At 64.8% G+C, this 19,591-nt stretch carries 19 protein-coding genes and 2 pseudogenes; 12 read left to right on the top strand and 9 right to left on the bottom strand.

Annotated elements, in window-relative coordinates; all coding sequences use genetic code 11:
* Positions 1-105: 105 nt before the first annotated feature.
* The 4 genes from CFE42_RS09775 to CFE42_RS09760 form a co-directional block, all read right to left on the bottom strand.
* Positions 106-438 carry a YnfA family protein gene (locus tag CFE42_RS09775; RefSeq protein WP_004627601.1) on the bottom strand — a complete coding sequence of 111 codons (333 nt, stop codon included), beginning with the start codon at positions 436-438 and terminating at the stop codon, positions 106-108.
* Between the two features lie 82 nt (positions 439-520).
* Complete coding sequence (locus tag CFE42_RS09770) at positions 521-994, bottom strand: PfkB family carbohydrate kinase (protein ID WP_004627600.1); 474 nt, start codon at positions 992-994, stop codon at positions 521-523.
* Positions 995-1,060: 66 nt separating this feature from the next.
* Positions 1,061-2,083, bottom strand: a complete 1,023-nt coding sequence (locus CFE42_RS09765) for a TraB/GumN family protein (protein ID WP_004627598.1) — start codon at positions 2,081-2,083, stop codon at positions 1,061-1,063.
* A gap of 88 nt (positions 2,084-2,171) precedes the next feature.
* Positions 2,172-3,353, bottom strand: coding sequence for a hypothetical protein (locus CFE42_RS09760; protein WP_004627595.1), 1,182 nt, complete (start codon positions 3,351-3,353; stop codon positions 2,172-2,174).
* A gap of 187 nt (positions 3,354-3,540) precedes the next feature.
* Between CFE42_RS09760 and CFE42_RS09755 the strand changes: the two genes are divergently transcribed.
* The 4 genes from CFE42_RS09755 (at position 3,541) to CFE42_RS09740 (ending at position 8,099) form a co-directional block, all read left to right on the top strand.
* Positions 3,541-3,942 (top strand): DUF2946 domain-containing protein, encoded by a 402-nt coding sequence (locus CFE42_RS09755; RefSeq protein WP_004627592.1) that lies wholly within the window; start codon positions 3,541-3,543, stop codon positions 3,940-3,942.
* Positions 3,943-4,024: 82 nt separating this feature from the next.
* Positions 4,025-6,343 carry a TonB-dependent receptor gene (locus CFE42_RS09750; protein WP_004627589.1) on the top strand — a complete coding sequence of 773 codons (2,319 nt, stop codon included), beginning with the start codon at positions 4,025-4,027 and terminating at the stop codon, positions 6,341-6,343.
* A complete protein-coding gene (locus CFE42_RS09745; RefSeq protein ID WP_004627587.1) occupies positions 6,343-7,596 on the top strand; it encodes a sialidase family protein in 1,254 nt (417 codons plus the stop codon). The genes CFE42_RS09750 and CFE42_RS09745 overlap by 1 nt, the downstream gene beginning before the upstream one ends.
* On the top strand, positions 7,593-8,099 hold the full coding sequence (locus CFE42_RS09740) for a redoxin domain-containing protein (RefSeq protein ID WP_004627586.1): 507 nt from the start codon (positions 7,593-7,595) through the stop codon (positions 8,097-8,099). The genes CFE42_RS09745 and CFE42_RS09740 overlap by 4 nt, the downstream gene beginning before the upstream one ends.
* 233 nt (positions 8,100-8,332) lie before the next feature.
* On the opposite strand, the gene CFE42_RS09735 is transcribed toward CFE42_RS09740, so the two are convergent.
* Together CFE42_RS09735 and CFE42_RS09730 are read right to left on the bottom strand one after the other, a co-directional pair.
* Positions 8,333-8,611 (bottom strand): hypothetical protein, encoded by a 279-nt coding sequence (locus tag CFE42_RS09735; RefSeq protein WP_004627584.1) that lies wholly within the window; start codon positions 8,609-8,611, stop codon positions 8,333-8,335.
* Positions 8,612-8,628: 17 nt separating this feature from the next.
* Positions 8,629-9,387 carry a sulfite exporter TauE/SafE family protein gene (locus CFE42_RS09730; RefSeq protein ID WP_004627581.1) on the bottom strand — a complete coding sequence of 253 codons (759 nt, stop codon included), beginning with the start codon at positions 9,385-9,387 and terminating at the stop codon, positions 8,629-8,631.
* 131 nt (positions 9,388-9,518) lie between these two features.
* On the opposite strand from CFE42_RS09730, the gene CFE42_RS09725 reads away from it, so the two are divergent.
* The 3 genes from CFE42_RS09725 to CFE42_RS09715 all read left to right on the top strand — a co-directional run bounded on the left by CFE42_RS09725 (position 9,519) and on the right by CFE42_RS09715 (position 12,916).
* Entirely contained in the window at positions 9,519-10,403 is an 885-nt protein-coding gene (locus CFE42_RS09725) for a LysR substrate-binding domain-containing protein (RefSeq protein ID WP_037043611.1), read from the top strand.
* 144 nt (positions 10,404-10,547) lie between these two features.
* The gene (locus tag CFE42_RS09720; RefSeq protein ID WP_004627577.1) at positions 10,548-11,069 is read left to right on the top strand and encodes a hypothetical protein; all 522 of its coding nucleotides are present in this window, start codon (positions 10,548-10,550) and stop codon (positions 11,067-11,069) included.
* Positions 11,070-11,218: 149 nt separating this feature from the next.
* Positions 11,219-12,916 (top strand): AMP-binding protein, encoded by a 1,698-nt coding sequence (locus tag CFE42_RS09715; protein WP_004627576.1) that lies wholly within the window; start codon positions 11,219-11,221, stop codon positions 12,914-12,916.
* Between the two features lie 76 nt (positions 12,917-12,992).
* Here CFE42_RS09715 and CFE42_RS09710 read toward each other — a convergent pair whose 3' ends face one another.
* Positions 12,993-13,334, bottom strand: coding sequence for a DUF1488 family protein (locus CFE42_RS09710; RefSeq protein WP_004627574.1), 342 nt, complete (start codon positions 13,332-13,334; stop codon positions 12,993-12,995).
* Positions 13,335-14,223: 889 nt separating this feature from the next.
* Here CFE42_RS09710 and CFE42_RS09705 point away from each other — a divergent pair.
* The 3 genes and pseudogenes from CFE42_RS09705 to CFE42_RS09695 form a co-directional block, all read left to right on the top strand.
* Complete coding sequence (locus CFE42_RS09705) at positions 14,224-15,282, top strand: hypothetical protein (RefSeq protein WP_004627570.1); 1,059 nt, start codon at positions 14,224-14,226, stop codon at positions 15,280-15,282.
* A gap of 132 nt (positions 15,283-15,414) precedes the next feature.
* Positions 15,415-15,870: pseudogene (locus tag CFE42_RS09700) on the top strand (protease pro-enzyme activation domain-containing protein); the annotation flags it as partial.
* A 688-nt stretch (positions 15,871-16,558) separates the two neighbouring features.
* Positions 16,559-16,915, top strand: a pseudogene (locus tag CFE42_RS09695) (peptidase S1); the annotation flags it as partial.
* A 37-nt stretch (positions 16,916-16,952) separates the two neighbouring features.
* Here CFE42_RS09695 and CFE42_RS09690 read toward each other — a convergent pair.
* Positions 16,953-17,084, bottom strand: coding sequence for a hypothetical protein (locus CFE42_RS09690; protein WP_004627564.1), 132 nt, complete (start codon positions 17,082-17,084; stop codon positions 16,953-16,955).
* 425 nt (positions 17,085-17,509) lie between these two features.
* On the opposite strand from CFE42_RS09690, the gene CFE42_RS09685 reads away from it, so the two are divergent.
* Positions 17,510-17,656, top strand: coding sequence for a hypothetical protein (locus CFE42_RS09685; RefSeq protein WP_004627561.1), 147 nt, complete (start codon positions 17,510-17,512; stop codon positions 17,654-17,656).
* Between the two features lie 143 nt (positions 17,657-17,799).
* On the opposite strand, the gene CFE42_RS09680 is transcribed toward CFE42_RS09685, so the two are convergent.
* Positions 17,800-18,426: an FMN-dependent NADH-azoreductase gene (locus CFE42_RS09680; RefSeq protein ID WP_004627558.1), complete on the bottom strand. Its 627-nt coding sequence runs from the start codon at positions 18,424-18,426 to the stop codon at positions 17,800-17,802.
* A 127-nt stretch (positions 18,427-18,553) separates the two neighbouring features.
* Between CFE42_RS09680 and CFE42_RS09675 the strand changes: the two genes are divergently transcribed.
* Entirely contained in the window at positions 18,554-19,501 is a 948-nt protein-coding gene (locus tag CFE42_RS09675) for a LysR family transcriptional regulator (protein WP_009240557.1), read from the top strand.
* Positions 19,502-19,591 lie beyond the last annotated feature (90 nt).

The following is a 19,591-nucleotide window of genomic DNA, read 5'->3' as shown; positions in this document are numbered from 1 at the left end:
CCGGCGCGTAGCGCGATGGCCGTAGCCATGATCCACCCTCCGATCGTGGCGGCGGCTTAGGGTTCCGTTTCGCTCAGGAAAACCTAAATATCGTGCGCAATCCGATCAATTGGCCTGCGGTTGCAGGGCGATCACGGCCATCCCCGTCAACGCTATAGCCGCGCCGCCGATGTCCCAGCGGGTGAGCGCCACACCGTCGACCAGACGCAGCCACACAAGCGCCACGGCGATATACACCCCGCCGTATGCCGCATAGGTGCGGCCGGCCGCAGCCGGGTGCAATGTCAGCAACCACGCAAACAGCGCGAGCGAGGCGGCCGCCGGCAGCAGGAGCCAGAACGGCTTGCCTTGCCGGAGCACGAGCCACGGCAGATAACAACCGACGATTTCCGCCACGGCGGTGAAGGCAAACAGCACGGCAATACGAAGCAGTTCCAAAACGGCCCCTCGAAGCGATCAAGACGCAGATGGCGCAGATTGTGGCATGCAGCGCCACGCTGCCAACCGGTCTCAGGCGACCTCAGGCCGGCGAGGCGGCATGCGCCTGCAGCAACGCATCGATTTCGGCTTGCGTGCCCGCGTATGCGCCGGCGCGCGTGGCGGTGAGGGCGGCCGCCGCAGCAGCTTGGCGCAGATGCGCCTGCACGGGCGCCCCGGGCGACTGCAACTGGCTCGCCAGCCAGGCGCCCATCGCGGCATCGCCGCAGCCGACGGTGTCCGCCACCGGCACGGCAAAGGCCGGTTGGGTGATACGCGCATCGTCTTGCCCGCCGTGCGCCGCTGTCAGCCATTCCATGCCGTGGGCCCTGAGCGTGAGCAGGATGTCGGCTTGCGGCGCGAGGGTGCGCAGCGTGGTGAGCGGATCGGCATCACCGGGAAACAGTTGGCGCAAATCTTCATCCGATACCTTGATGACCGATGCGATGGCGGCCATGCGCAGCAGCAGCGGCGCGTAGTGGGGGGCGCCCATCGCCGCGCGGACTTGGCCGCGCATGCCGAACTGGCAGCGGCTGTCGGATCGACGCCGCCGGAAAAGCGCTGACCGGAAAACGCGTACGCGCTAGCGCGGTGTGATCGCCGGCAACACCGGCGTGACCTTGTATCCGCGCGCCGCCAGCAGCGCAGGAATTCCTTTGGGCCCGATCATATGCAACGCGCCCACAGCACCAAACACGCGCTGGCCGCTGTTGTGCACGCGCGCAATGTTCTCGGCCATGGCGCGGTTGCGGTGCGTCACCAAGCGTTGGAATGCGCGTTTATCCGACGCCGTCTTCAGGCAATCGCACCACTGCGGGTAGTGCTCGAGCGTGCTGAGGTCGCTGTCGGCCCAGGCATTGGCGAGCGTGAGCGTCTGCGTGCGCGCCTCGCCCGATTCAATCGCGTCGAGCACGGTATCGAATTGCTGCGCGACCTCGTTCTTCGGCACGATCTCGTTGAGCACGCGCACCTGCTGCGCCAGCGTTTCGAGCGGCACAATCGGCAGGTGCACGCTCTTGGCGTAGGTGGTGAGAAACAGGTCGATGCCGAAATCGGGATAAAGCCCGTCCGTGCGAACCCCCAGCACCGCCAGCGACGCCAGTTGCATGGTCGGCTGGAACTTGCGGATCTGCGTGAGGGCCGTGTCGGGCAGGCACGCCGCGGAGAGCAGTTTGTTGAAGCGCTCGCCGCGCCGGCCGGTCAGGAGCCGGCGGTCTTCTGCGCTGTTTTGCGCGGTTAGCGGCGTGCGGTCGGTGTCCTTGTCGAGCAGGTCGAGTTCGAGCGCGATGCTATCAACCTGCTGAAGCGCGCTGCGCACGGTGGGGCCGGGCAGCATCCAGTCGGACCGCGCAACGTGGATCGTGCCGTAGAGCCACGAGGTGTGACCGTTCTTTTCGATGCGCCAGAGCAGGCCGTGGTCCGTCGCGCGTTGCGCGGCGGCGGTCCAACCGTCTTTGGGGATGAAGCTTGAGGCGGGTGGCGGACAGTTCGGGGTCGGTGCCGGTGCCTGTACGGGTGTGGTGTCTTGCGCGGCAGCCGTGCCGACGCCCGTCAATAGGAAAAACGCGGCCGTGAGCGCGCGCCACGTGGTGCGATTGCGTGCCATTTGGCTGCTCCCCGAATATTGTTGTGTCGTCTGTCCAGTGTAGCGGGCGCAAGCCATTGCGTGCCGCGGGATGATCGCCTCAGCCGCGCTATTCGCTCAGCTTCGGCGGCACGGCATGCGTGCCCCGCGTCTCACGAAACCACAGCGCCAGGCTTTCGTCTTCCAGTGCGTAGGCGCCGCGGGATTCCTTCCAGATCAGGTTCTTGTCGCGCAGCGCGTCCAGCGCGGCCTGCACCGTGGCGGTAGAAAACTCGCTGTGGCCGAGCTTGGCCGCATACGCCTTCATCGACTCTTCCGAGAACGGCGAATAGCCCTGCCCGCGCTCGATCAGCACCGCCAGCACGGCACGCTGGATTTCCGTCAGCGCGCTGTAGTCGCTTTCGATCTCGCCCCAGATGCGGTCCCGAAAACCCTGCGCGCCGCGCTTGAGCAACTCGCCCAGGCTGGCGGCTTCACCCAGCTCCAGGGCGATCTCGCTGACGATGCCCTTGAGCATCTCCGGCCGGTGCCCGACGAGCTGGAAGGCGGCAAACATGTCGTCTTCCTTGAACTGGTTGTTCGGCGCCAGATGCTGGTTGACCCACGCCGTGTACGCCGACACATACGGCCGCCCGAGCAGCGGGAAGTTGGTCACGCGCGAGCCGAAAAACGGCTGCGTGCGATTGAGCAGCAGGTTGGCGAGCTTGTCGCGGTTCGACCCCGTAAAGACGAGGAAGAGGCGCGGTTCGTCCACGCCCTGGTTCATCTGGTCCCGCGCGGCCTTGAGCGCGAACATGGCATTGGTGCCGGCCTCCGTGGACAGCGCGTGCTGCGCCTCGTCGATGATCAGCACGACCGGCCGCTGCACCGCCTTGTAGAGCACATCGAGCGCGTCGGCCAGGGTAATGCCCGGCGGCAGCCCGATCTTGCCGAGGTTGAACGTGAACGTGCGCAACACGTCGACCTTCTCCATGCCGGCCTGCTTGGCGAGCTTCGCGATCGGGCCGTCGAACTGCGCCAGCTTCGATTTGATGGCGTCGGCGATCAGCAGGCCGGGGTCGCGGGCGCGATCGGCCCATAAATCGACGTAGATGGCGATCCACTTGCGGCGCTCGACCTCCGGCACCAGGTCTTCGCGCAGGAACGTGCTTTTGCCGGTACGCCGGGGCGCTGCCAGGAACAGGCCGGAGCGCGCATCGGCAAGACCCTTGCCTTCCAGGCTGTCGCACAGCGTGTTGGCGAGGTCCTGGCGGTGGAAGCTGAAGCGTCCGGTATCGGTGTCGGAATCCATGGGAAGCCCTGTTTTAGATCTGATTATGGAAATCAGTATAAATTATAGTAGATCCAATAATTAAGGCTAATTCCGATCGAAGTGCCAGTCAATTTCCGTCGATTTGCCGATGCGCGGCACTGTGCCGCACGCAATTCGGGGAACTGTGTGCAGCGCTATACTCCACACATTCTGACGTTGTCCATCCATGCTCCATCGCCGTTGGCTCTTCCTCGTCTGGCTTGCGATCGTACTGAACGTACTGTCGCCGGTGCTCGCTTCCGCACGCGCGGCGGCCACGGGCACGCTTGACGTCGAGCTGTGCAGCGCAACGGCACCGCATGGCAGCACCGTGCAGGTTGCTATCGATTTGCAAGGCGATGGCTCTGCCGACGATTCGACCGCCCACCACAGCGTGGCGCACTGCCTGTATTGCCCGGGGTTTGCAGCCGGGCTGGCGCTGGCCTCGGTTCCAGCGCTGGATGTTCCCTCTGCCCATTTCGTCTATCGCGTGCGGCAGCCGGCCACCCCGGCGCCCGTGTATGCGCGCAGTGCGCTGCGCGTGGCCGGGTCGCGCGCGCCTCCTGTTTCTCCGTCGTTGTCGATCTGACGCGCCTGCGGAGGTTGCTCCGTGGCGCCTTTGCGTTCGGCCCCGTTTGGGTCCACGCCATCGCAATCCGGAGACCTTTCCGATGTCATTCCACAAGCGCGCTGGGGCCGCCGCCCTTAAGCGCACGCTCGTGTGCCGCGCTGCGCTCGCGCTGAGCGCAGCAGCACCAATGTCTGCTTTCGCTGCCGAGGATGCGGCATCCGTGCCCGCGCCCGTCACGCAGGAACTCGCGCCCACCGTGGTGCGGGCCAACGCCAACCCCGTGCCGTTCGCCCGCAATACGCCGGCGGTCGTGCAGAGCGTCACAGCCGATCAACTGGCCGATCGCAACGTCGTCACTGCCGAAGACGCCGTCAAATACCAGCCCAATGTGATGGTGCGCCGCCGCTTCATTGGCGACCGCAACTCCATCTTCGCCGGCCGCGACTTCAACGAGATCCAAAGCGCACGCGGTCTGCTGTATGCCGACGGCGTCCTGCTCTCGAACCTGCTTGGCTCCAGTTACAGCTACCCGCCGCGCTGGTCCATGGTCGGGCCGGATGAACTTGCGCGCGTCGATATTTTGTATGGGCCGTTCTCGGCGCTGCTGCCTGGCAACTCGATGGGGACGACCATCGCGATGACCTTGCGCCGCCCAGAAAAATTCGAGGCCGCGGCGCAGACGCAGATCATGAGCCAGCATTACAACGATGCCTACGGCTTTTCGCGCAACGTCACCGGAAACCACGAAAGCGCATCGCTGGGCGACCGCATCGGCAAGTTCTGGTATGCGCTGTCAGTCGACCGGCTGGAGAACGACAGCCAACCGATGCAATACGCCACGCCCAACTCCCGGTTCACCGCAGGCGGCACGCCGGTGCCGGTCACGGGTGCGCGGCAGGATCTCGGCCCCAATGGCCAGCCGCGCGTGATTCTCGGGCCGCAGATGCTGGAGCGTACGCAGCAACTGCAAGAGACGCTGCGATTCGGCTACGTATTCAGCGACAGCCTGGAGGCGTCGCTCACGCTGGGCCACTGGGAGAACCACTTCAACGATCAGGCGCTCAGCTTCCTGCGCGACGCGGCCGGCAACACCGTCACGGGCGGCAATGTGCTGATCAACGGCACGCCGTACACGATCGCCCCGAACACCTTCGCCCCGCAAAACGGCGACCAGGAAAACTGGCTCTACGGCCTGGGCGTGAAGGGCAAGATCGGCGGCTGGAAGATCGACACCAACGCGTCGGCCTACAACGTCTCACGTGACATCCTGCGCGCGTCGAACACGGCGGCCGGCAATGGGCCCGGCACGGTGTTCTACGGCGACGGTACGGGCTGGTCCAACTTCGACATCAAGGCGACGTCGCCCACGGTGTCCGGCCATACCTTCACGACCGGCTACCACTACGACCAATACCACCTGCGCAACCAGACTTTCAACGCGACGAACTGGTCGACGGAAACACTATCCACGCTCAAATCCAGCTACCAGGGCGACACGCAAACGCAGGCCGTCTTCCTGCAGGACGCGTGGGCGTTTGCGCCCCGCTGGCTCGCCACGCTGGGCCTGCGCTACGAAAGCTGGCGCGCCTACAACGGCCAGCTCGGCAACGGCACGAGCACGTTGGGCTACGCCAGCCGCACCGAAGGCGCGTTTTCGCCCAAGGCCGCCATTCAGTGGCAGGCGACGCAAGATACGCTGCTGCGCCTGTCGTACGGCCGTGCGGTGCGTTTTCCGACGGTGGCGGAGTTGTTCCAGGGCACGATCAGCGGCAACACGATCGTCAACAACGACCCGAACCTCAAGCCTGAACGCGCCAATGATTTCGACTTCACCGTCGAGCAGGCCGTGCCCTACGGCGTGCTGCGTACCAGCCTGTTCCAGAGCGACGTGCGCGACAGCATCTACACGCAGACCAACATCACCGTTACGCCCAACGTGACGAACGTGCAGAACGTGGATCGCGTGCGCACACGCGGCATCGAACTGGCGTACTCGGGGCAGGACGTTTTGCAAGGCGCGGGCGTGCGTGGCGTGGACGTCGAAGCCAACGTCGCCTTCACGCAATCGAAGACGCTGGCCGACGCTGCCAACCCGACTTACGTCGATAAGACCTGGCCGCGCATGCCGCGCGTGCGCGCCAATCTCTTTGCGAGTTGGCATGCCACGCCTGACTGGACGGTGGGCGCGGGCGTGCGGTATTCCGGGCGGCAGTACGGCACGCTCGACAACACCGATGTGCTGCCGAATGTCTACGGTGGCACGAGCAGCTTCTTCACCGTGGACCTCAAGGCTAGCTACCGTATCGACAAGCACATCACGCTGGCGCTGGGCGTCGACAATCTGACCGACCGGCGGTACTTCGTGTACCACCCGTATCCGTCGCGCACCTTCTATGGACAACTGAAATGGCGTCTGTAATGCAGTCGATTCCTCGATTTGTTGCCGGTGCGCTGCTGACGCTCGCAGCAACGGTGGCGCCCGCGCACGAAGGCCACGATCACGGTGCCATGGCAGCCAAGCCTGCCGCAAAACCGCAGCTCGCCACCACGGCCGCGTTCGACAAAGCTGGGCGTCTGTGGGTGACGTGGGCGGAAGGGCAGCACGTGGTGGTAGCGTCGTCCGGCGATCTCGGCAAGACACTGTCCGCGCCGCAGCGAGTGAACCCGCAACCCGAGCCGATCTACACCGACGGCGAGAACCGCCCGAAGGTTATCGCCAGCCCGGACGGTGCGCTGTATGTGAGCTGGTCGCGCCCGCTCGACGCGCCCTATACGGGCTTCGTGCGTTTCTCGCGCTCGCTTGACGGCGGCAGGACGTGGAGTGCGCCGGTCACCGTCCACCACGACCGCCAGCCGATCACGCACCGCTTCGATTCGATTGCGGTCGACGGCGCAGGCCGCATCTTCGTCACGTGGATCGACAAGCGCGACCTGCTGCTTGCACAAGCGGCCAAACAGCCGTACGCCGGAGCGGCGGTCTACTACACCGTTTCGACTGACCGCGGCGCCACCTTTGCGCCCGAGCGCAAGGTCATCGACCAGACCTGCGAATGCTGCCGCATTGCGCTTGCCCCCGATGCCGATGGCCACATGCTCGCACTGTGGCGCAATGTGTTTGCCGGGCAGATCCGCGACCACGCATTGGCAACATTACCCATTGGTAACACACCGCTTGCCATCACGCGCGCGACGTTTTCGGAGTGGCGCGTCGATGCGTGTCCGCACCATGGCCCCGCGTTGGCCGTTACGGCCGATGGTGTGCGGCACATGGCGTGGTTTTCGGTGCTGCAAGACAAGCCCGGCCTGTTCTACAGCCGGCTCTCGGCAGACGGCAAGCCAATCGGCGGAGCATGGGCCTTTGGCGGTTCGGCACAAGCCGGTGCACAGGCATCGCACCCAGCGATGCTCGCGGCAGACGGCGCCCTGTGGCTGGCGTGGAAACAGTTTGCCGACGACCGCATGCAGATCCTGCTGCGCAGATCGACCGACGACGGCGCGCACTGGACAGCGCCCGCCAGCGCGGCAAACACCGATAGTGGGAGCGATCATCCGCAACTGCTCGCGCGCGATGGCCATGTTTACCTGTCGTGGCGCACGCAGGCCGAGGGCTATCGGCTGATCGATATCAGCAATGTCAGTCCGTCCAATCCATCATTGGAGGCATCGAAATGAATACCCGATGGAAATCCTTTGCGATGGGCTTGGCGCTATCTGCCGCCGCTTTTACCGCGCAGGCCGCAGGCGCGCTGCAGTTCCAGCCGCTGCATGCGCGCGATGTGCCGACCTTGCTTCAGACGCCACACGCGCGGCCGCTGATCGTCGAAATCTGGTCCTTGGAATGCAGCTACTGCCGCGAGAACATCGCGCGCATTGCGCAATGGCGGCGCACTGCCAAGCAGACTGTGGATGTGGTGATGGTGTCGATGGACGGCCCTGACCAGGCTGAGATGCTCAACCGCGCACTGGCGCCGCTGGCACACGACGGCAGGATCGGCCTCGCCCGCGTGCCGCAGTACACCAATGCCGAAGACATGCCGGAGCGCCTGCGCGCCGCGCTCGACCCCGGCTGGCAGGGCGAGATGCCGCGCACGATCATCCTGCGCCCCGACGGCAAGCGCCACGCGTCGAGTGGGTTGCTGACGCCGCAGGCACTGGATACAGCGCTCAGGGACTAATCGGAAAACGACGCGGACCCCCCTCGTTGTTGGGGTATGGCGGGGGGCGTGCACTTTTTATAATGGCCCCGCTTTGTGAATTCCGGCGCATTGCTCGTTCACAAAGCACACCCGACCATCTTTCGTCGTCAAAGGCTGAAGATGTTAAGCCCGCCCGCCCCCCGGCCCGCGGGCTTTTTCTTTGTCCGGTCGATACCGGTCTGTGCTGCGGCGGGGCGGATATTAGCGCGCCCTCAGCGCGTTGTCGCCTGCGAAGAAGAGGGGTATGCCGTGGACGGGCGTTCCGCGTCGTTGGATGCGGCTCCCAGGCCCACGGCCACGGCGGCCAGCAAGACTGCAACACTGCGCGCGATGTAGAACACCGCTTGCGCGCCCGCTATTTCCGGTTCGGCAGATGGGGTCTCGGTAATGTGGGCGTGCCAGGCACTGAGCGTGGCGCGATGGGACAGCGGATAGCGATAGGCGCGCGGCGCGGGCGGGCGGCGTGTCGGATGAGGCTGCATGTGCGACATGGCGTTTCTCCTCATGCTCAAACGTGCGACCAGGCGCGCCAGAACAGCAGCGCCGTCATCGAAAAGCCGAAAGTGGAAATCAACGCCCGCACAACCGGCTCCGGCAAACGCTTGCCAACATGCGCGCCGAGATAACCGCCCAGGGTGGCGGCCACCAGCATGACCAGCGTCTGCGGCCACCACACCATGCTTGCCAGCGCAAAACAGGCCACCGCCACAAGGTTGGTCGCGCCCACCAGCAAGGTGCGTGAGGCGTTCAGTGCTTTGATGTCGTCGTGGCCGAACAGTGCCCAGACCGCCATCATCATGATCCCCACTGCGCCGCCAAAATAGCCGCCATAGATGGCCAGCGCACCTTGCGCCACCAGCAGCGTTGTCCGCCCGATCTGCACACGCTGGCGCAGCCATACACCGACCTGTTTGCCGAAGGTAAACGCCAGAGAGCCGACCAGCAGCAGCCACGGCACGATGAAATCGAACGCGCGAGACGACGTGTTCATCAACAGCAGCGCGCCGAACAGCCCCCCCATAAGGCTGATCCCCACCATGGCGCGCATCGAGACGTGCCCGAACCCGCGATAGTCCGCGCGATACGCCCACGCCGACGTGGCCGCGCCGGGTAGCAGCGCGACCGTGCTCGACGCATTGGCAAACACCGACGGAACCCCTGCGAACATGAGCGCGGGCAGGGTGACAAACGAGCCGCCGCCCGCCAGGGCATTCATCATGCCGGCGAGCAGGCCCGCGCCAAAAAGCAGCAGCGTGGCAGATTCCATTGGGGGCGAAGTTGGGGATGTTGTGTTGTGAGATGCCTCAGTTTCGGACACTGGTTGCCACGCTGCAATCTGCGATACATTGACCAAGCCTCAGTGTGAGACTGAGGCTCATGCCACTTTTGAGATGTATCGTGCGCTTCGATCTGACCGACCTCCGACTCTTCCTCCATACCGCCGAAGCCGGCAGCATCACGGCGGGGGCAGAACGCGCGCACCTGACATTGGCATCGGCCAGCGCGCGCATCCGCGGCATGGAAGACGCACTGGGCGCGCCGTTGCTGACCCGCAATCGTCGCGGTGTGGAAACGACCGCTGCCGGCCGCACGCTGGTTCACCACGCTCGCGTCGTCCTGCAGCAGATGGACCGCATGCGCGGTGAGCTGGGCGAATACGCGCGTGGCCTCAAGGGCTACGTGCGGCTGCTTTCCAACACGGCTGCCATGACGGAGTTCCTGCCGGAAACGCTCAGCGCTTTCCTGGCCGCTCATCCTGAGGTCGACGTCGACCTGGAAGAGCTGGTGAGCCACGAAATTGTGGAAGCGATTGCGCAGGGGCGCGCCGACATCGGTATCGTCAACGACGCGGTCGACTTGTCGGGGCTGGAGACCTTTCCGTTCCGCCACGACCGCCTTGTGCTGGTGACCGCGCGCGAACACCCGCTGGCCGAGCGCCGTGAGCTGGCCTTCGTTGAAACCTTGCACGAAGATTTTGTCGGCCTGACGGGCGACAACGCATTGCAGGCGTATCTGGCGGGGCATGCTGCACGCGCCGGCCATCGGCTCAAATACCGCGTGCGGTTACGCAGTTTCGACGCCGTCTGCCGCATGGTGGAACGCAACGTGGGCGTGGGCGTCATTCCCGAGCATGCGGCGATCCGGCTGCAGCGCTCCATGGGCATCCGCCGGGTGCGCCTGACCGACGCCTGGGCGACGCGCCTGCTGCGGATCTGCGTGCGCCATTTCGATGACCTGCCCGTCTTCGCACGCCAGTTGATCGAGCATTTGCGCGAGGCCTGAGCGCGGTGCGCGTCCGTCATTTGGCGGAAGGATGCTGTTTGAACTCGCGCCGGTGAAAACGCGTCGGTACACTGCAAGCAGTTGCGGGCTGCCCAGCTACAGGACGTGCGGCGCCGCACCAACCCTCCGCTCATGGAGCACATCATGGCGTCTGCCGGTGTTCCCCCTGATGTTCCGCCGATCGGCCTGCTGCACGCGGCGCGTGCGCTGCGCATCTATCGGCGCCACGAGATCAATGCGCTGGCGTGGATCGCGCTGGGCGTGTGCCTGCGCAGCCCGGCGCCCATGGTGGCCATCAGCGTTGCGTTGCTCATCGTGTGCGCGTGGTCGCTCACGCGGCACATCCAATATATGAAGCCCCTGTATGAACTGCCGGTGTTCAGCCGCCTGCTGACACACAGCGGCATGGCATTCGCGGCCGTCAATGCGGCGCTGCTGGCGGTGGAACTCGCCACAGGTGCCGGACGCGGCGCATGGTTCGACGCCGACGGCTGGCTTGCGCCCGCCTGGCCGCAGATTCTGCCGGACATGGCCGGCACGATCGAGCTGATGCTCGTCAGCGCTCAATGGATCGTCGTGCTGGGCGTGGTCGTGGCTGCAACGGCCTGGGCGTGGCTAAGCCTGGGCGGTGGTCGCTCGCTGCGTTTTCCGCCGCGCTCGCAATGAGCGCATGGCTCGGGAGAATCCGGGCTGGTCTGGCGGGCGAATTCCTCCTATAAGTGGCGATGTCGGTTGCAGGTGCGTTTCCGTAGCGCCCGGACGAGGCGCGTGCTGTCAGAGCGTGCACGACACGCTCCAAACCTCAGGAGACAGGCATGACATCGCTGGACGCCTTCCTGCGGTGCCGCGACTTTCTGCTCGCGCACCGTGAGGATTACGATACCGCTGTGCGCGATTTTGCATGGCCCCAGTTGGACCGCTTCAACTGGGCGCTGGATTATTTCGACGCCATGGCGCGCGGCAACGATGCCGTCGCCCTCTGGGTGGTCGACGATCAGGGCAACGAGACGCGGCTGTCGTTTGCGCAGATGGCCGAGCGTTCGGCGCGCGTGGCCAACCACTTGCGGGCGCTTGGCGTGCAGCGCGGTGACCGCATCCTGCTCATGCTCGGCAACGTGCCCGGGCTATGGGACGTGATGCTCGCCAGCATCAAGATCGGCGCGGTCATCATCCCGGCCACGACGCTGCTCACCGCAGAAGACCTGCGCGAACGCATTGCCATGGGGGAGGTGAGCCACGTGGTGGTGGGCGGGGCAGATTGCGCCAAGCTCGACGCCGTATCGGGCACGTTCACACGCATTGCGGTCGGTACGGACAAGGCGCCGGCCGGCTGGCACCGCTTTGAAGACGCCTACGATGCCTCCGCCGAATTCACCCCCGACGCGCCCACGCAGGCGAGCGATCCGTTGCTGCTGTATTTCACGTCCGGCACCACGTCCAAACCCAAACTCGTGATGCATACGCATGCGAGCTATCCGGTCGGGCATTTGTCCACCCTGTACTGGATCGGCCTGCGCCCCGGTGATGTGCACTGGAACATCAGTTCACCCGGCTGGGCCAAGCACGCGTGGAGCTGCTTCTTCGCGCCGTGGAATGCCGGGGCCACCGTCTTCATCTACAACTACGCGCGCTTCGAACCCAAGGCGGCGCTCGACGTGCTCTGCCGGGCCAAGGTGACGACGCTGTGCGCACCGCCGACGGTGTGGCGCATGTTGATCCAGGAAGACCTGGCCGCGTGGAAGCCCGCGCTGCGCGAACTCGTGGGCGCGGGCGAGCCGCTCAATCCCGAGGTGATCGAACGGGTGCGCGCTGCGTGGGGCATCACCATCCGCGACGGCTACGGCCAGACCGAAACCACCTGCCAGATTGGCAACAGCCCGGGGCAGCCCGTCAAGGCGGGCTCGATGGGCCGGCCGCTGCCAGGCTACCGCATCACGCTGCGCGACCCCGACGGCCACGAGGCGGAAGAGGGAGAGATCTGCATCGAATTGGATGCGCGACCGACCGGCCTGATGGAGGGCTACGCCGGCAACGCCGAAAAAACCGCCAACGCCATGCGCGGCGGCGTGTATCACACCTCTGACATTGCCGCGCGCGATGCCAGCGGCTACCTGACCTACGTGGGCCGCGCCGATGACGTATTCAAGGCATCGGATTACCGTGTCAGCCCATTCGAGCTGGAGAGCGTGCTGATCGAACACCCTGCCATCGCGGAGGCCGCCGTTGTGCCGAGCCCCGACCCGCTGCGCCTTGCCGTGCCGAAGGCTTTCTTGGTACTGCGTGCGGGGCACGAGGCCGGCCCGGAACTGGCGCGCGACATCCTCGGATTTTGCCGCAGCCGATTGGCTTCCTACAAACGCGTGCGCCGCATCGAATTTGCCGATCTGCCCAAAACCATCTCGGGGAAGATCCGGCGAGTCGAACTGCGCATGCGTGAAGCCGCGCGCAGCGAGAACACCGCTGGCGTGCGCAACCTGCAGGAATATTGGGAAGAGGATTTCCCGGGCGATTGACCCGCGTTGAGCTTTGGCACCCACGGAACGTGCGGCCCCCCGACCGCACGTTCCGCTGCGCCAGCGCTGATTGATATCAGCGCGACGAGCGAGGAACCAGGCGCAATTGACGTGCGCGGTCCAGGTCGTAGGCTGGCACGCCACCGTGCGGCAACGATGCGCGTGAAGCGGCCAGGTCGCGGCCGCGCACAATGACCGGCGCGAGCGAGCCTGCACGGATCAGGTCCGATGCAGCCAACTCGATCCAGTCGCGGTAATTGCGATAGACCTCTTCGGCCGTGATCTTCTGATGCGCGCAATCGCAGAGCGACAGCGCTTCGGAGGTGACGAAACAGCTGACGACCTTGCCGTCGACGATGGCTTGGAAGAACAGGTCGCCTACGGACCTGAACGTCTTGCCGGTGAATGAAATATTCATGATGCTCCCCCCATTGATCAGGCGCGCCGGTTGAATGACGTGCCCCACATGCCGCTTTCGCGGCGCAATGGTCACATGCAGGAGCGTGATTTCCGAATGGAGGGATGACGATGCTCCAGACGTTGAATCCGTCCGGATGCGATTGACCCAGTGAAGCGGGTCGGACTGTCCCTCGGTGCCGTTATGCCGGTCTGTCAATTCGGTGGTTGACTGCGTGTTCGCTCTAGCGCTGCGACCTTCCCCGTACAAAATTCCGTTATGTTTTTATGGCTACCACAATCGATGCAGCAGTCCGACACCTACGGTAATCGAGATGGCCAGCAGCCAGAGCAGAATGGTGGAGGCGCGCGTCGCCGGAAGACGTGTTTGAAAAAGGCGCCGGCGCGTAGGAATCATCTGCCAATTGGCAGGGTGACGTTCCCACCCCAGCCGGGCAGTCAAGCCCGCTGTTTCCCGTTTGATTGTTCCCATGGCCGCTCCCGAAAGCTCGCCGCTGCCGCGTATTTACTTTTATTTAAATCTACTTTTCTTCGGTTGCATTCTAGGACACTCTCTGCAGACCGCCAGCGCCCCTTGGCATGATTCTTATCCTCCATTTGGCTCATAAACGGTAGGTTTAGGACATATTGGGGGTTCAAATAGGAAGTGATATTCATCACCTGCGAAGATGATTAATCGATGCGCAAACGCTTACGTTTGAAACGCATGACGATGGCGCCCCGCAACCTGCCTGCAAGGTGCCACCGATACAGTCACGCGCGTTTCGTGGATGACTTGTTGCAAGACTGCACAGCAACAAGCGCCCGAGCGTAAAACAGCGAAATGCCACGCACCTGCGTTACAGTGCTGCCGGGCTGGCAAGGCAACACAGAAAGAGCAGGACATCGACATGACGCAAGCAAGACGCGCCCGGAGCAACAGGGCGTTCGCAGGGTTCGGGCAAGGGGGGCGTGCCGTTCTGGTGGCATGGGCTGCATTGGTGGCAGGGGCCGCCGCCCACGCCGCTGCGCCGAGCCTGGCAGCGCGCCGTGCCGCGGTGCAATCAACACTGGCGCATGCCGGCAGTTGTCAGCGTCTAGGCGATTACTACTGGGAAATTGGTGACGCCCACGGCGAGCTGATTCACGGGCAGCAGGGCCAGCGCATCGGCGCCAACAAGACGGTGCGGTTGGCATCGGCCTCCAAATGGATATTTGGCGCCTACGTGGTCGAGCGTGCGCAAGGCAAGCCCACACCCGCCGAAATCGACGCGCTCACCATGCGCTCGGGCTACGACGGGCTCAATCCATTGCTGTGCAATCGCAATGACACCGTGCAAAGCTGCTTTGCGCGCGGTCGCAACGCGACCTTCACGCCCGGGCATGTCGGGCGTTTCAGCTACAACGGCGGTCATGACCAGAAGCTGCTGATCGATCTCGGCCTGGGCCGCGCCGATGCCGAAGCGCTCAACAATGACCTCGACCACCAGCTTGCCAATGCACCGGGCCTGCGCGATGCCGGCAAGCCGCTCGGCATCCGTTATCTCGCGCCCGAACCGGGTGGCGGAATGATCGCCACGCCGGCTGCTTACGGCCAGTTCCTGCGTCGTCTCATCCGCGGTGAATATCAGCTCGGCAGGATGCTCGGCCAGCATGCCGTCTGCACCGAGCCCGGCACATGCCCAACTGCCGTCAGCACGCCCGCCGCGCTGCCATGGCATTACGCGCTCAATTACTGGATCGAGGATCAGCCCGGCGGCGACGGCGCGTTCAGTTCGGCCGGGGCGTTCGGCTTCTATCCGTGGATCACCGCTGACAAGCGGTACTACGGCATGCTCGTGCGCGAGACCCTTGGCCCACGCGCCTATGTGCGCAGCGCGGCATGCGGCGCGCTGATTCGCCGTGCCTTTGCCGAAGGCAAGCCGCAGCATTCCGCAGAAGGCGCTGGCAGCGCCGATTTCGCCGACTGACGAACCCCGCAGATCAAGCGGCCAAGCCATCGCCTAACGTGGTGGGAGGTGGCGCCGCATCCTGCCGGCACCCTCAGCGCCGCGGCACGCCGGTTGCGACGCACGGGCCATCTACCTACATGGAGATGGCCCATGGTCCGGCACCCCCTGCGCGGCAGCGAGCGCACGATTTCTGAAGACGAACGCATCCTCGGCGATGCGCACCCGGCGGAGCAGATCCGGGCGCTTGTGCAATTGCGCCGGCCGAACGAGGCTGAACTCGATGCGCGCCTGTCGGGCTTTGTTCACGCGCATGCCGCCGGGACGCCGCCGCCCACACCGCTGGCCCGCGAAGAATGGGCTGCTCAGTTTGGCGCCACTTCGGACGACATCGATGCCGTCCGCACCTTTGCTCGCGAACACAGTCTGCAAGTGGTTGAAGTGAACGTGGTCGCCGCCACCGTCACGCTCGAGGGCTCCGTCGAACAGTTCTGCCGCGCGTTCGATACGCACCTGCACCGCGTGGCACATGGCGATTGCGAATACCGCGGGCGTTCCGGCCCGCTGCGGTTGCCGGAGTCATTGCAGGACGTGGTTGTTGCCGCACTGGGGCTCGACTCGCGCCCACAGGCGCAGCCGCATTGCCGCTTCGTGCCGCTGCCTGCCGGGTCGACTGAGCCGGGAGGCATCCGGCCCGCGCGTGCGGTCCCCACCGCGTCGTACACACCGATGCAGCTCGCGCAGCTCTACGGCTTTCCGCAGGGCGACGGCGCGGGCCAGTGCATTGCGTTTATCGAACTCGGCGGCGGCTACCGGCAAGACGATCTGCGTGCGTACTTCCAGGAACTGGGCATGCCCGTGCCGACGGTGACAGCCGTGCCCGTCGGGCAGGGCGCAAACCGCCCAACCGCCGACCCGAGCGGGCCCGACGGCGAAGTCATGCTCGACCTGGAGCTGGGGGGCGCAGCGGCGCCGGGCGCCACACTGGCCGTGTACTTCACGGTCAATACCGACGCCGGTTTCGTGCAGGCCATCAACGCCGCCATCCATGACACCAAGCTGCGGCCTTCGGTGGTGTCCATCAGTTGGGGCGCCCCCGAAAGCGCCTGGACGCCGCAGGCCATGCAAGCTGTGAACGCCGCGCTGCAAAGCGCCGCAACGATGGGTGTGACGGTGTGTACTGCGTCGGGCGACAGCGGTTCCACCGACGGTCAGCCCGATCGCGCAGACCACGTGGACTTCCTTGCCTCCAGCCCGTACGCGCATGCATGCGGCGGCACCAGCGTGCGCGCCAGCGCCGACCGGCGCGCAGAACGGGCTCGATGCCAACGGCAACGTCGCGCTCTACACGGCCGGCGACCTGGCCGCCACGATGAGCCTGAACATGGATCTGAAAGTCTTCTCCGCCAACGGCTACTACGACTTCGTCACGCCGTTCTACCAGACCATGCTTGACCTGAAGGCGATGCCCTTGCTGGATGCCGATGTGCGGAAGAACCTGTCGGCGGGGTTCTATCCGTCGGGGCACATGGTGTACCTGGACGGCGGTTCGCGCACGGCACTGAAGGCCGACCTGGCGCGCCTTTATGACGCCGCCACGACCGACCACCAAGCCGTCGCGCGCATCCGCATGCTGCAGGCGCGCAAGGCCTGAGGGGCGGACATGCCGGCCGCGCCACGCAGTTTGCGGATCAATAGCCGCGGTAGTACGGGTGGTAGTAATGCGGGCGATCGTAATAACCGCCGGCCGGCACCACCACACACGCACTCAGCGCAGAGGTAGCGGCAGCAGCAAGGATGAGCAGGGCGATGGTGCGTTTCATGATGAGGCTCCGTGGTGATCGTTGGACTTGGCCTCACTGTATGGAAACGCTTCGCAACCGCGCTTTACCGTTTGTAAGAAAAACTGTGACGCCAAGGCCGGTAGTCGACGGCCCGCCCCACGTTGGCCACGGGTGTGCCGGGGCCACCGTAATTTGCCGTTACCTTTGCGATCAGACTGTGGAGCAGCATCGGCGCGCTCGGGCACTGTCAGTGCAGCGCCACAATGTTCCACGAACTTATCGCCCCACTATTGACAGATCGTCGAGACTGGCGGGAAATACACCAAACGGCAAACGTTGGGCTTCAGGTTTGAACGCACAGCGCCGATAGCCGTCCATATAGATGTCAGGGCCAAAGCCCTGCGGGGACCATGCGATGCGCGCCACCCAACAGCGCGCATCGGCAACACATCGGGGGGCGCATCATGACCAATGTTCTGGAATCCACCATCGCTTGGGCTGCTCCGTGCCTGATCGCCACTGCGATCGTCGTGCCGGTCATGTGGAACAAGCTGCGTACGCGCCGTGTGCTCGAAGCCATGCACCAGGCACGCGAACACCGCGACGAGTGATTTGCCGATCGGCCATCTGCGCCGATCCAACCTTCTTGCCACGCCAGTAAAAACGAAAACGGGCGCCGCATTGCTGCTGGCGCCCGTTTGGCATTGTGCGAGGCCGGTTGCGGCGCGTCCCGTTGCGCCGCAACCGTGTTCGCTCAGGCTGCCACGGCCTGGCTCACAACGTCGCGCATGGCGGCGTGTGCGGCTTCCAGGGCTTGTGCGCGGGCGTCCGGGCCCATCGCCAGGCGTTCTGCACGCACGAACTGCACATCGGTGATACCGAAGAAGCCGAACACGGTCTTCAGATAGGCCTCTTGGAAATCCATGGCGGCGGCCGGGCCGGCGGAGTACATGCCGCCGCGCGTCGACGCAACGATCACCTTCTTGCCACCGGCCAGGCCGACCGGGCCCGTTTCCGTGTACTTGAACGTACGGCCGGCTTGCGCCACGCGGTCAATCCAGGCCTTGAGCTGGCTGGGCACCGAAAAGTTATACATCGGCGCGCCGACCACGATCACGTCGCTGGCGAGCAGTTCATTCACGAGCGTTTCCGAGCGTGCATGCTCTGCGCGGGTCGCGTCGTCAAAATCATCGGCGCCCGTGGCGCGGAAGCCGGCGGCAATGGCGCCGTCCAGGTGCGGAATGGCTTCGACCGACAGATCACGGTGGACGACGGTGGCGCTGGGGTTTTCGCGTCGCAGCTCGTCAACAATGGCGGCGCTCAGCAGGCGCGAAGCCGAGGCGTCACCGAGGATGCTGGAATCAATGTGAAGGACTTGCATGGTGTCTCTCCAGGAAAAAGGTGGGTTGCTGCAAAGATAGTGCGATGCAGCGAGTTCCAGTAGTGGGTCCAATCGACACACATCGTTCTATGAGTGGGACAATGCGCGGGTGCTTTGGAGACCCGCCATGGAAGACCTGAACGACCTCGTCCTGTTTGCCAGCGTGGTGACGCACGGCAGTTTTTCCGGCGCCGCCAGGGCGCTGGGGATTCCGAAATCGCGCGTGAGCCGCCGCGTGGCGGATCTGGAAACACGTCTGGGGGTGCGGCTCCTGCAGCGCTCAACGCGTGCCGTGCATGTCACGGACGTGGGCTCGGCGTTCTTTACGCATTGCGAATCGATGACCCAGGCCGCCCGCGCTGCCTTCGAGGTGGCCGAGCACGCCGGCGAAAAACCTTCCGGCCGCCTGCGCGTGAGCTGTCCGGTGGGCGTGGCGCATGTGTTCATCGCGCCCGTGCTGTCGAAATTCCTGCGCGCGCAGCCCGATGTGCGCCTTGAGCTGGACGTGACAAACCGCCGTGTCGACGTGATCGGCGACGGCTACGACGTGGCGCTGCGCGTGCGCTCGACGCTGGACGATTCCAACCTGGTCGTACGCAGCTTTGGCGTGAGCGACCAGGTGCTGGTGGCCAGCCCGTCGTTTGTCGCCGAGCATGGGCCCTTCGAGACGCCGGAGTCGATGCGCGGCGTGATGGGCGTGGGCGTCGACGGCGCGGCCGGTGAGCGGACGCGCTGGCGCCTGACCGCTCCCGAAGGCGGTGCGGTCGATATCGAATACACCCCCGCGCTGGTGACGGACGACCTGTATCTGATGGGGCAGACGGCGCTGGCCGGCATTGGCGTTGCGCAACTGCCGTTCAACCTCTGCGCGGAGCCGGTTCGTGATGGCCGGCTTGTCGTGCTGTTGCCGGGATACCGGTTGCCGGTGCACCAGTTTCACGCGGTGTTTCCGTCACGCCGGGGCTTGGTACCGGCGGTGCGCGCGTTTATCGAATTCCTGGCAGAAGAGTTGCCCGGCATGACGGCAAATGTCAGTCGCTGCTATGAGGACATCGTTCGGCAGCCCGATCGTTGACTCTGCAACGATTGCGAATCGGCAGTATCATCAGCGGCTTCGCTTCTCCCATTGGCGCGGGTGCCTTGAGCGGCATGCGCGCACGTTCCC

Origin of the sequence: Ralstonia sp. PBBBR1, from assembly GCF_002256165.1 — a bacterium.
GTDB lineage: Bacteria > Pseudomonadota > Gammaproteobacteria > Burkholderiales > Burkholderiaceae > Ralstonia > Ralstonia thomasii.
Note: the sequence above shows the minus strand (reverse complement) of the source record. Positions and strands in the feature narration are given on the sequence as shown.

What these genes read in the sequence shown, in the direction of transcription:
- CFE42_RS09745 (WP_004627587.1), top strand. Translation starts at nt 6,343, where the DNA reads ATGCAGTCGATTCCTCGATTTGTTGCCGGTGCGCTGCTGACGCTCGCA.
- CFE42_RS09760 (WP_004627595.1), bottom strand. Translation starts at nt 3,353, where the DNA reads ATGGATTCCGACACCGATACCGGACGCTTCAGCTTCCACCGCCAGGAC.
- CFE42_RS09675 (WP_009240557.1), top strand. Translation starts at nt 18,554, where the DNA reads ATGGAAGACCTGAACGACCTCGTCCTGTTTGCCAGCGTGGTGACGCAC.
- CFE42_RS09710 (WP_004627574.1), bottom strand. Translation starts at nt 13,334, where the DNA reads ATGAATATTTCATTCACCGGCAAGACGTTCAGGTCCGTAGGCGACCTG.
- CFE42_RS09680 (WP_004627558.1), bottom strand. Translation starts at nt 18,426, where the DNA reads ATGCAAGTCCTTCACATTGATTCCAGCATCCTCGGTGACGCCTCGGCT.
- CFE42_RS09690 (WP_004627564.1), bottom strand. Translation starts at nt 17,084, where the DNA reads ATGAAACGCACCATCGCCCTGCTCATCCTTGCTGCTGCCGCTACCTCT.
- CFE42_RS09735 (WP_004627584.1), bottom strand. Translation starts at nt 8,611, where the DNA reads ATGTCGCACATGCAGCCTCATCCGACACGCCGCCCGCCCGCGCCGCGC.
- CFE42_RS09715 (WP_004627576.1), top strand. Translation starts at nt 11,219, where the DNA reads ATGACATCGCTGGACGCCTTCCTGCGGTGCCGCGACTTTCTGCTCGCG.
- CFE42_RS09685 (WP_004627561.1), top strand. Translation starts at nt 17,510, where the DNA reads ATGACCAATGTTCTGGAATCCACCATCGCTTGGGCTGCTCCGTGCCTG.
- CFE42_RS09770 (WP_004627600.1), bottom strand. Translation starts at nt 994, where the DNA reads ATGCGCGGCCAAGTCCGCGCGGCGATGGGCGCCCCCCACTACGCGCCG.
- CFE42_RS09740 (WP_004627586.1), top strand. Translation starts at nt 7,593, where the DNA reads ATGAATACCCGATGGAAATCCTTTGCGATGGGCTTGGCGCTATCTGCC.
- CFE42_RS09750 (WP_004627589.1), top strand. Translation starts at nt 4,025, where the DNA reads ATGTCATTCCACAAGCGCGCTGGGGCCGCCGCCCTTAAGCGCACGCTC.
- CFE42_RS09765 (WP_004627598.1), bottom strand. Translation starts at nt 2,083, where the DNA reads ATGGCACGCAATCGCACCACGTGGCGCGCGCTCACGGCCGCGTTTTTC.
- CFE42_RS09730 (WP_004627581.1), bottom strand. Translation starts at nt 9,387, where the DNA reads ATGGAATCTGCCACGCTGCTGCTTTTTGGCGCGGGCCTGCTCGCCGGC.
- CFE42_RS09705 (WP_004627570.1), top strand. Translation starts at nt 14,224, where the DNA reads ATGACGCAAGCAAGACGCGCCCGGAGCAACAGGGCGTTCGCAGGGTTC.
- CFE42_RS09755 (WP_004627592.1), top strand. Translation starts at nt 3,541, where the DNA reads ATGCTCCATCGCCGTTGGCTCTTCCTCGTCTGGCTTGCGATCGTACTG.
- CFE42_RS09720 (WP_004627577.1), top strand. Translation starts at nt 10,548, where the DNA reads ATGGCGTCTGCCGGTGTTCCCCCTGATGTTCCGCCGATCGGCCTGCTG.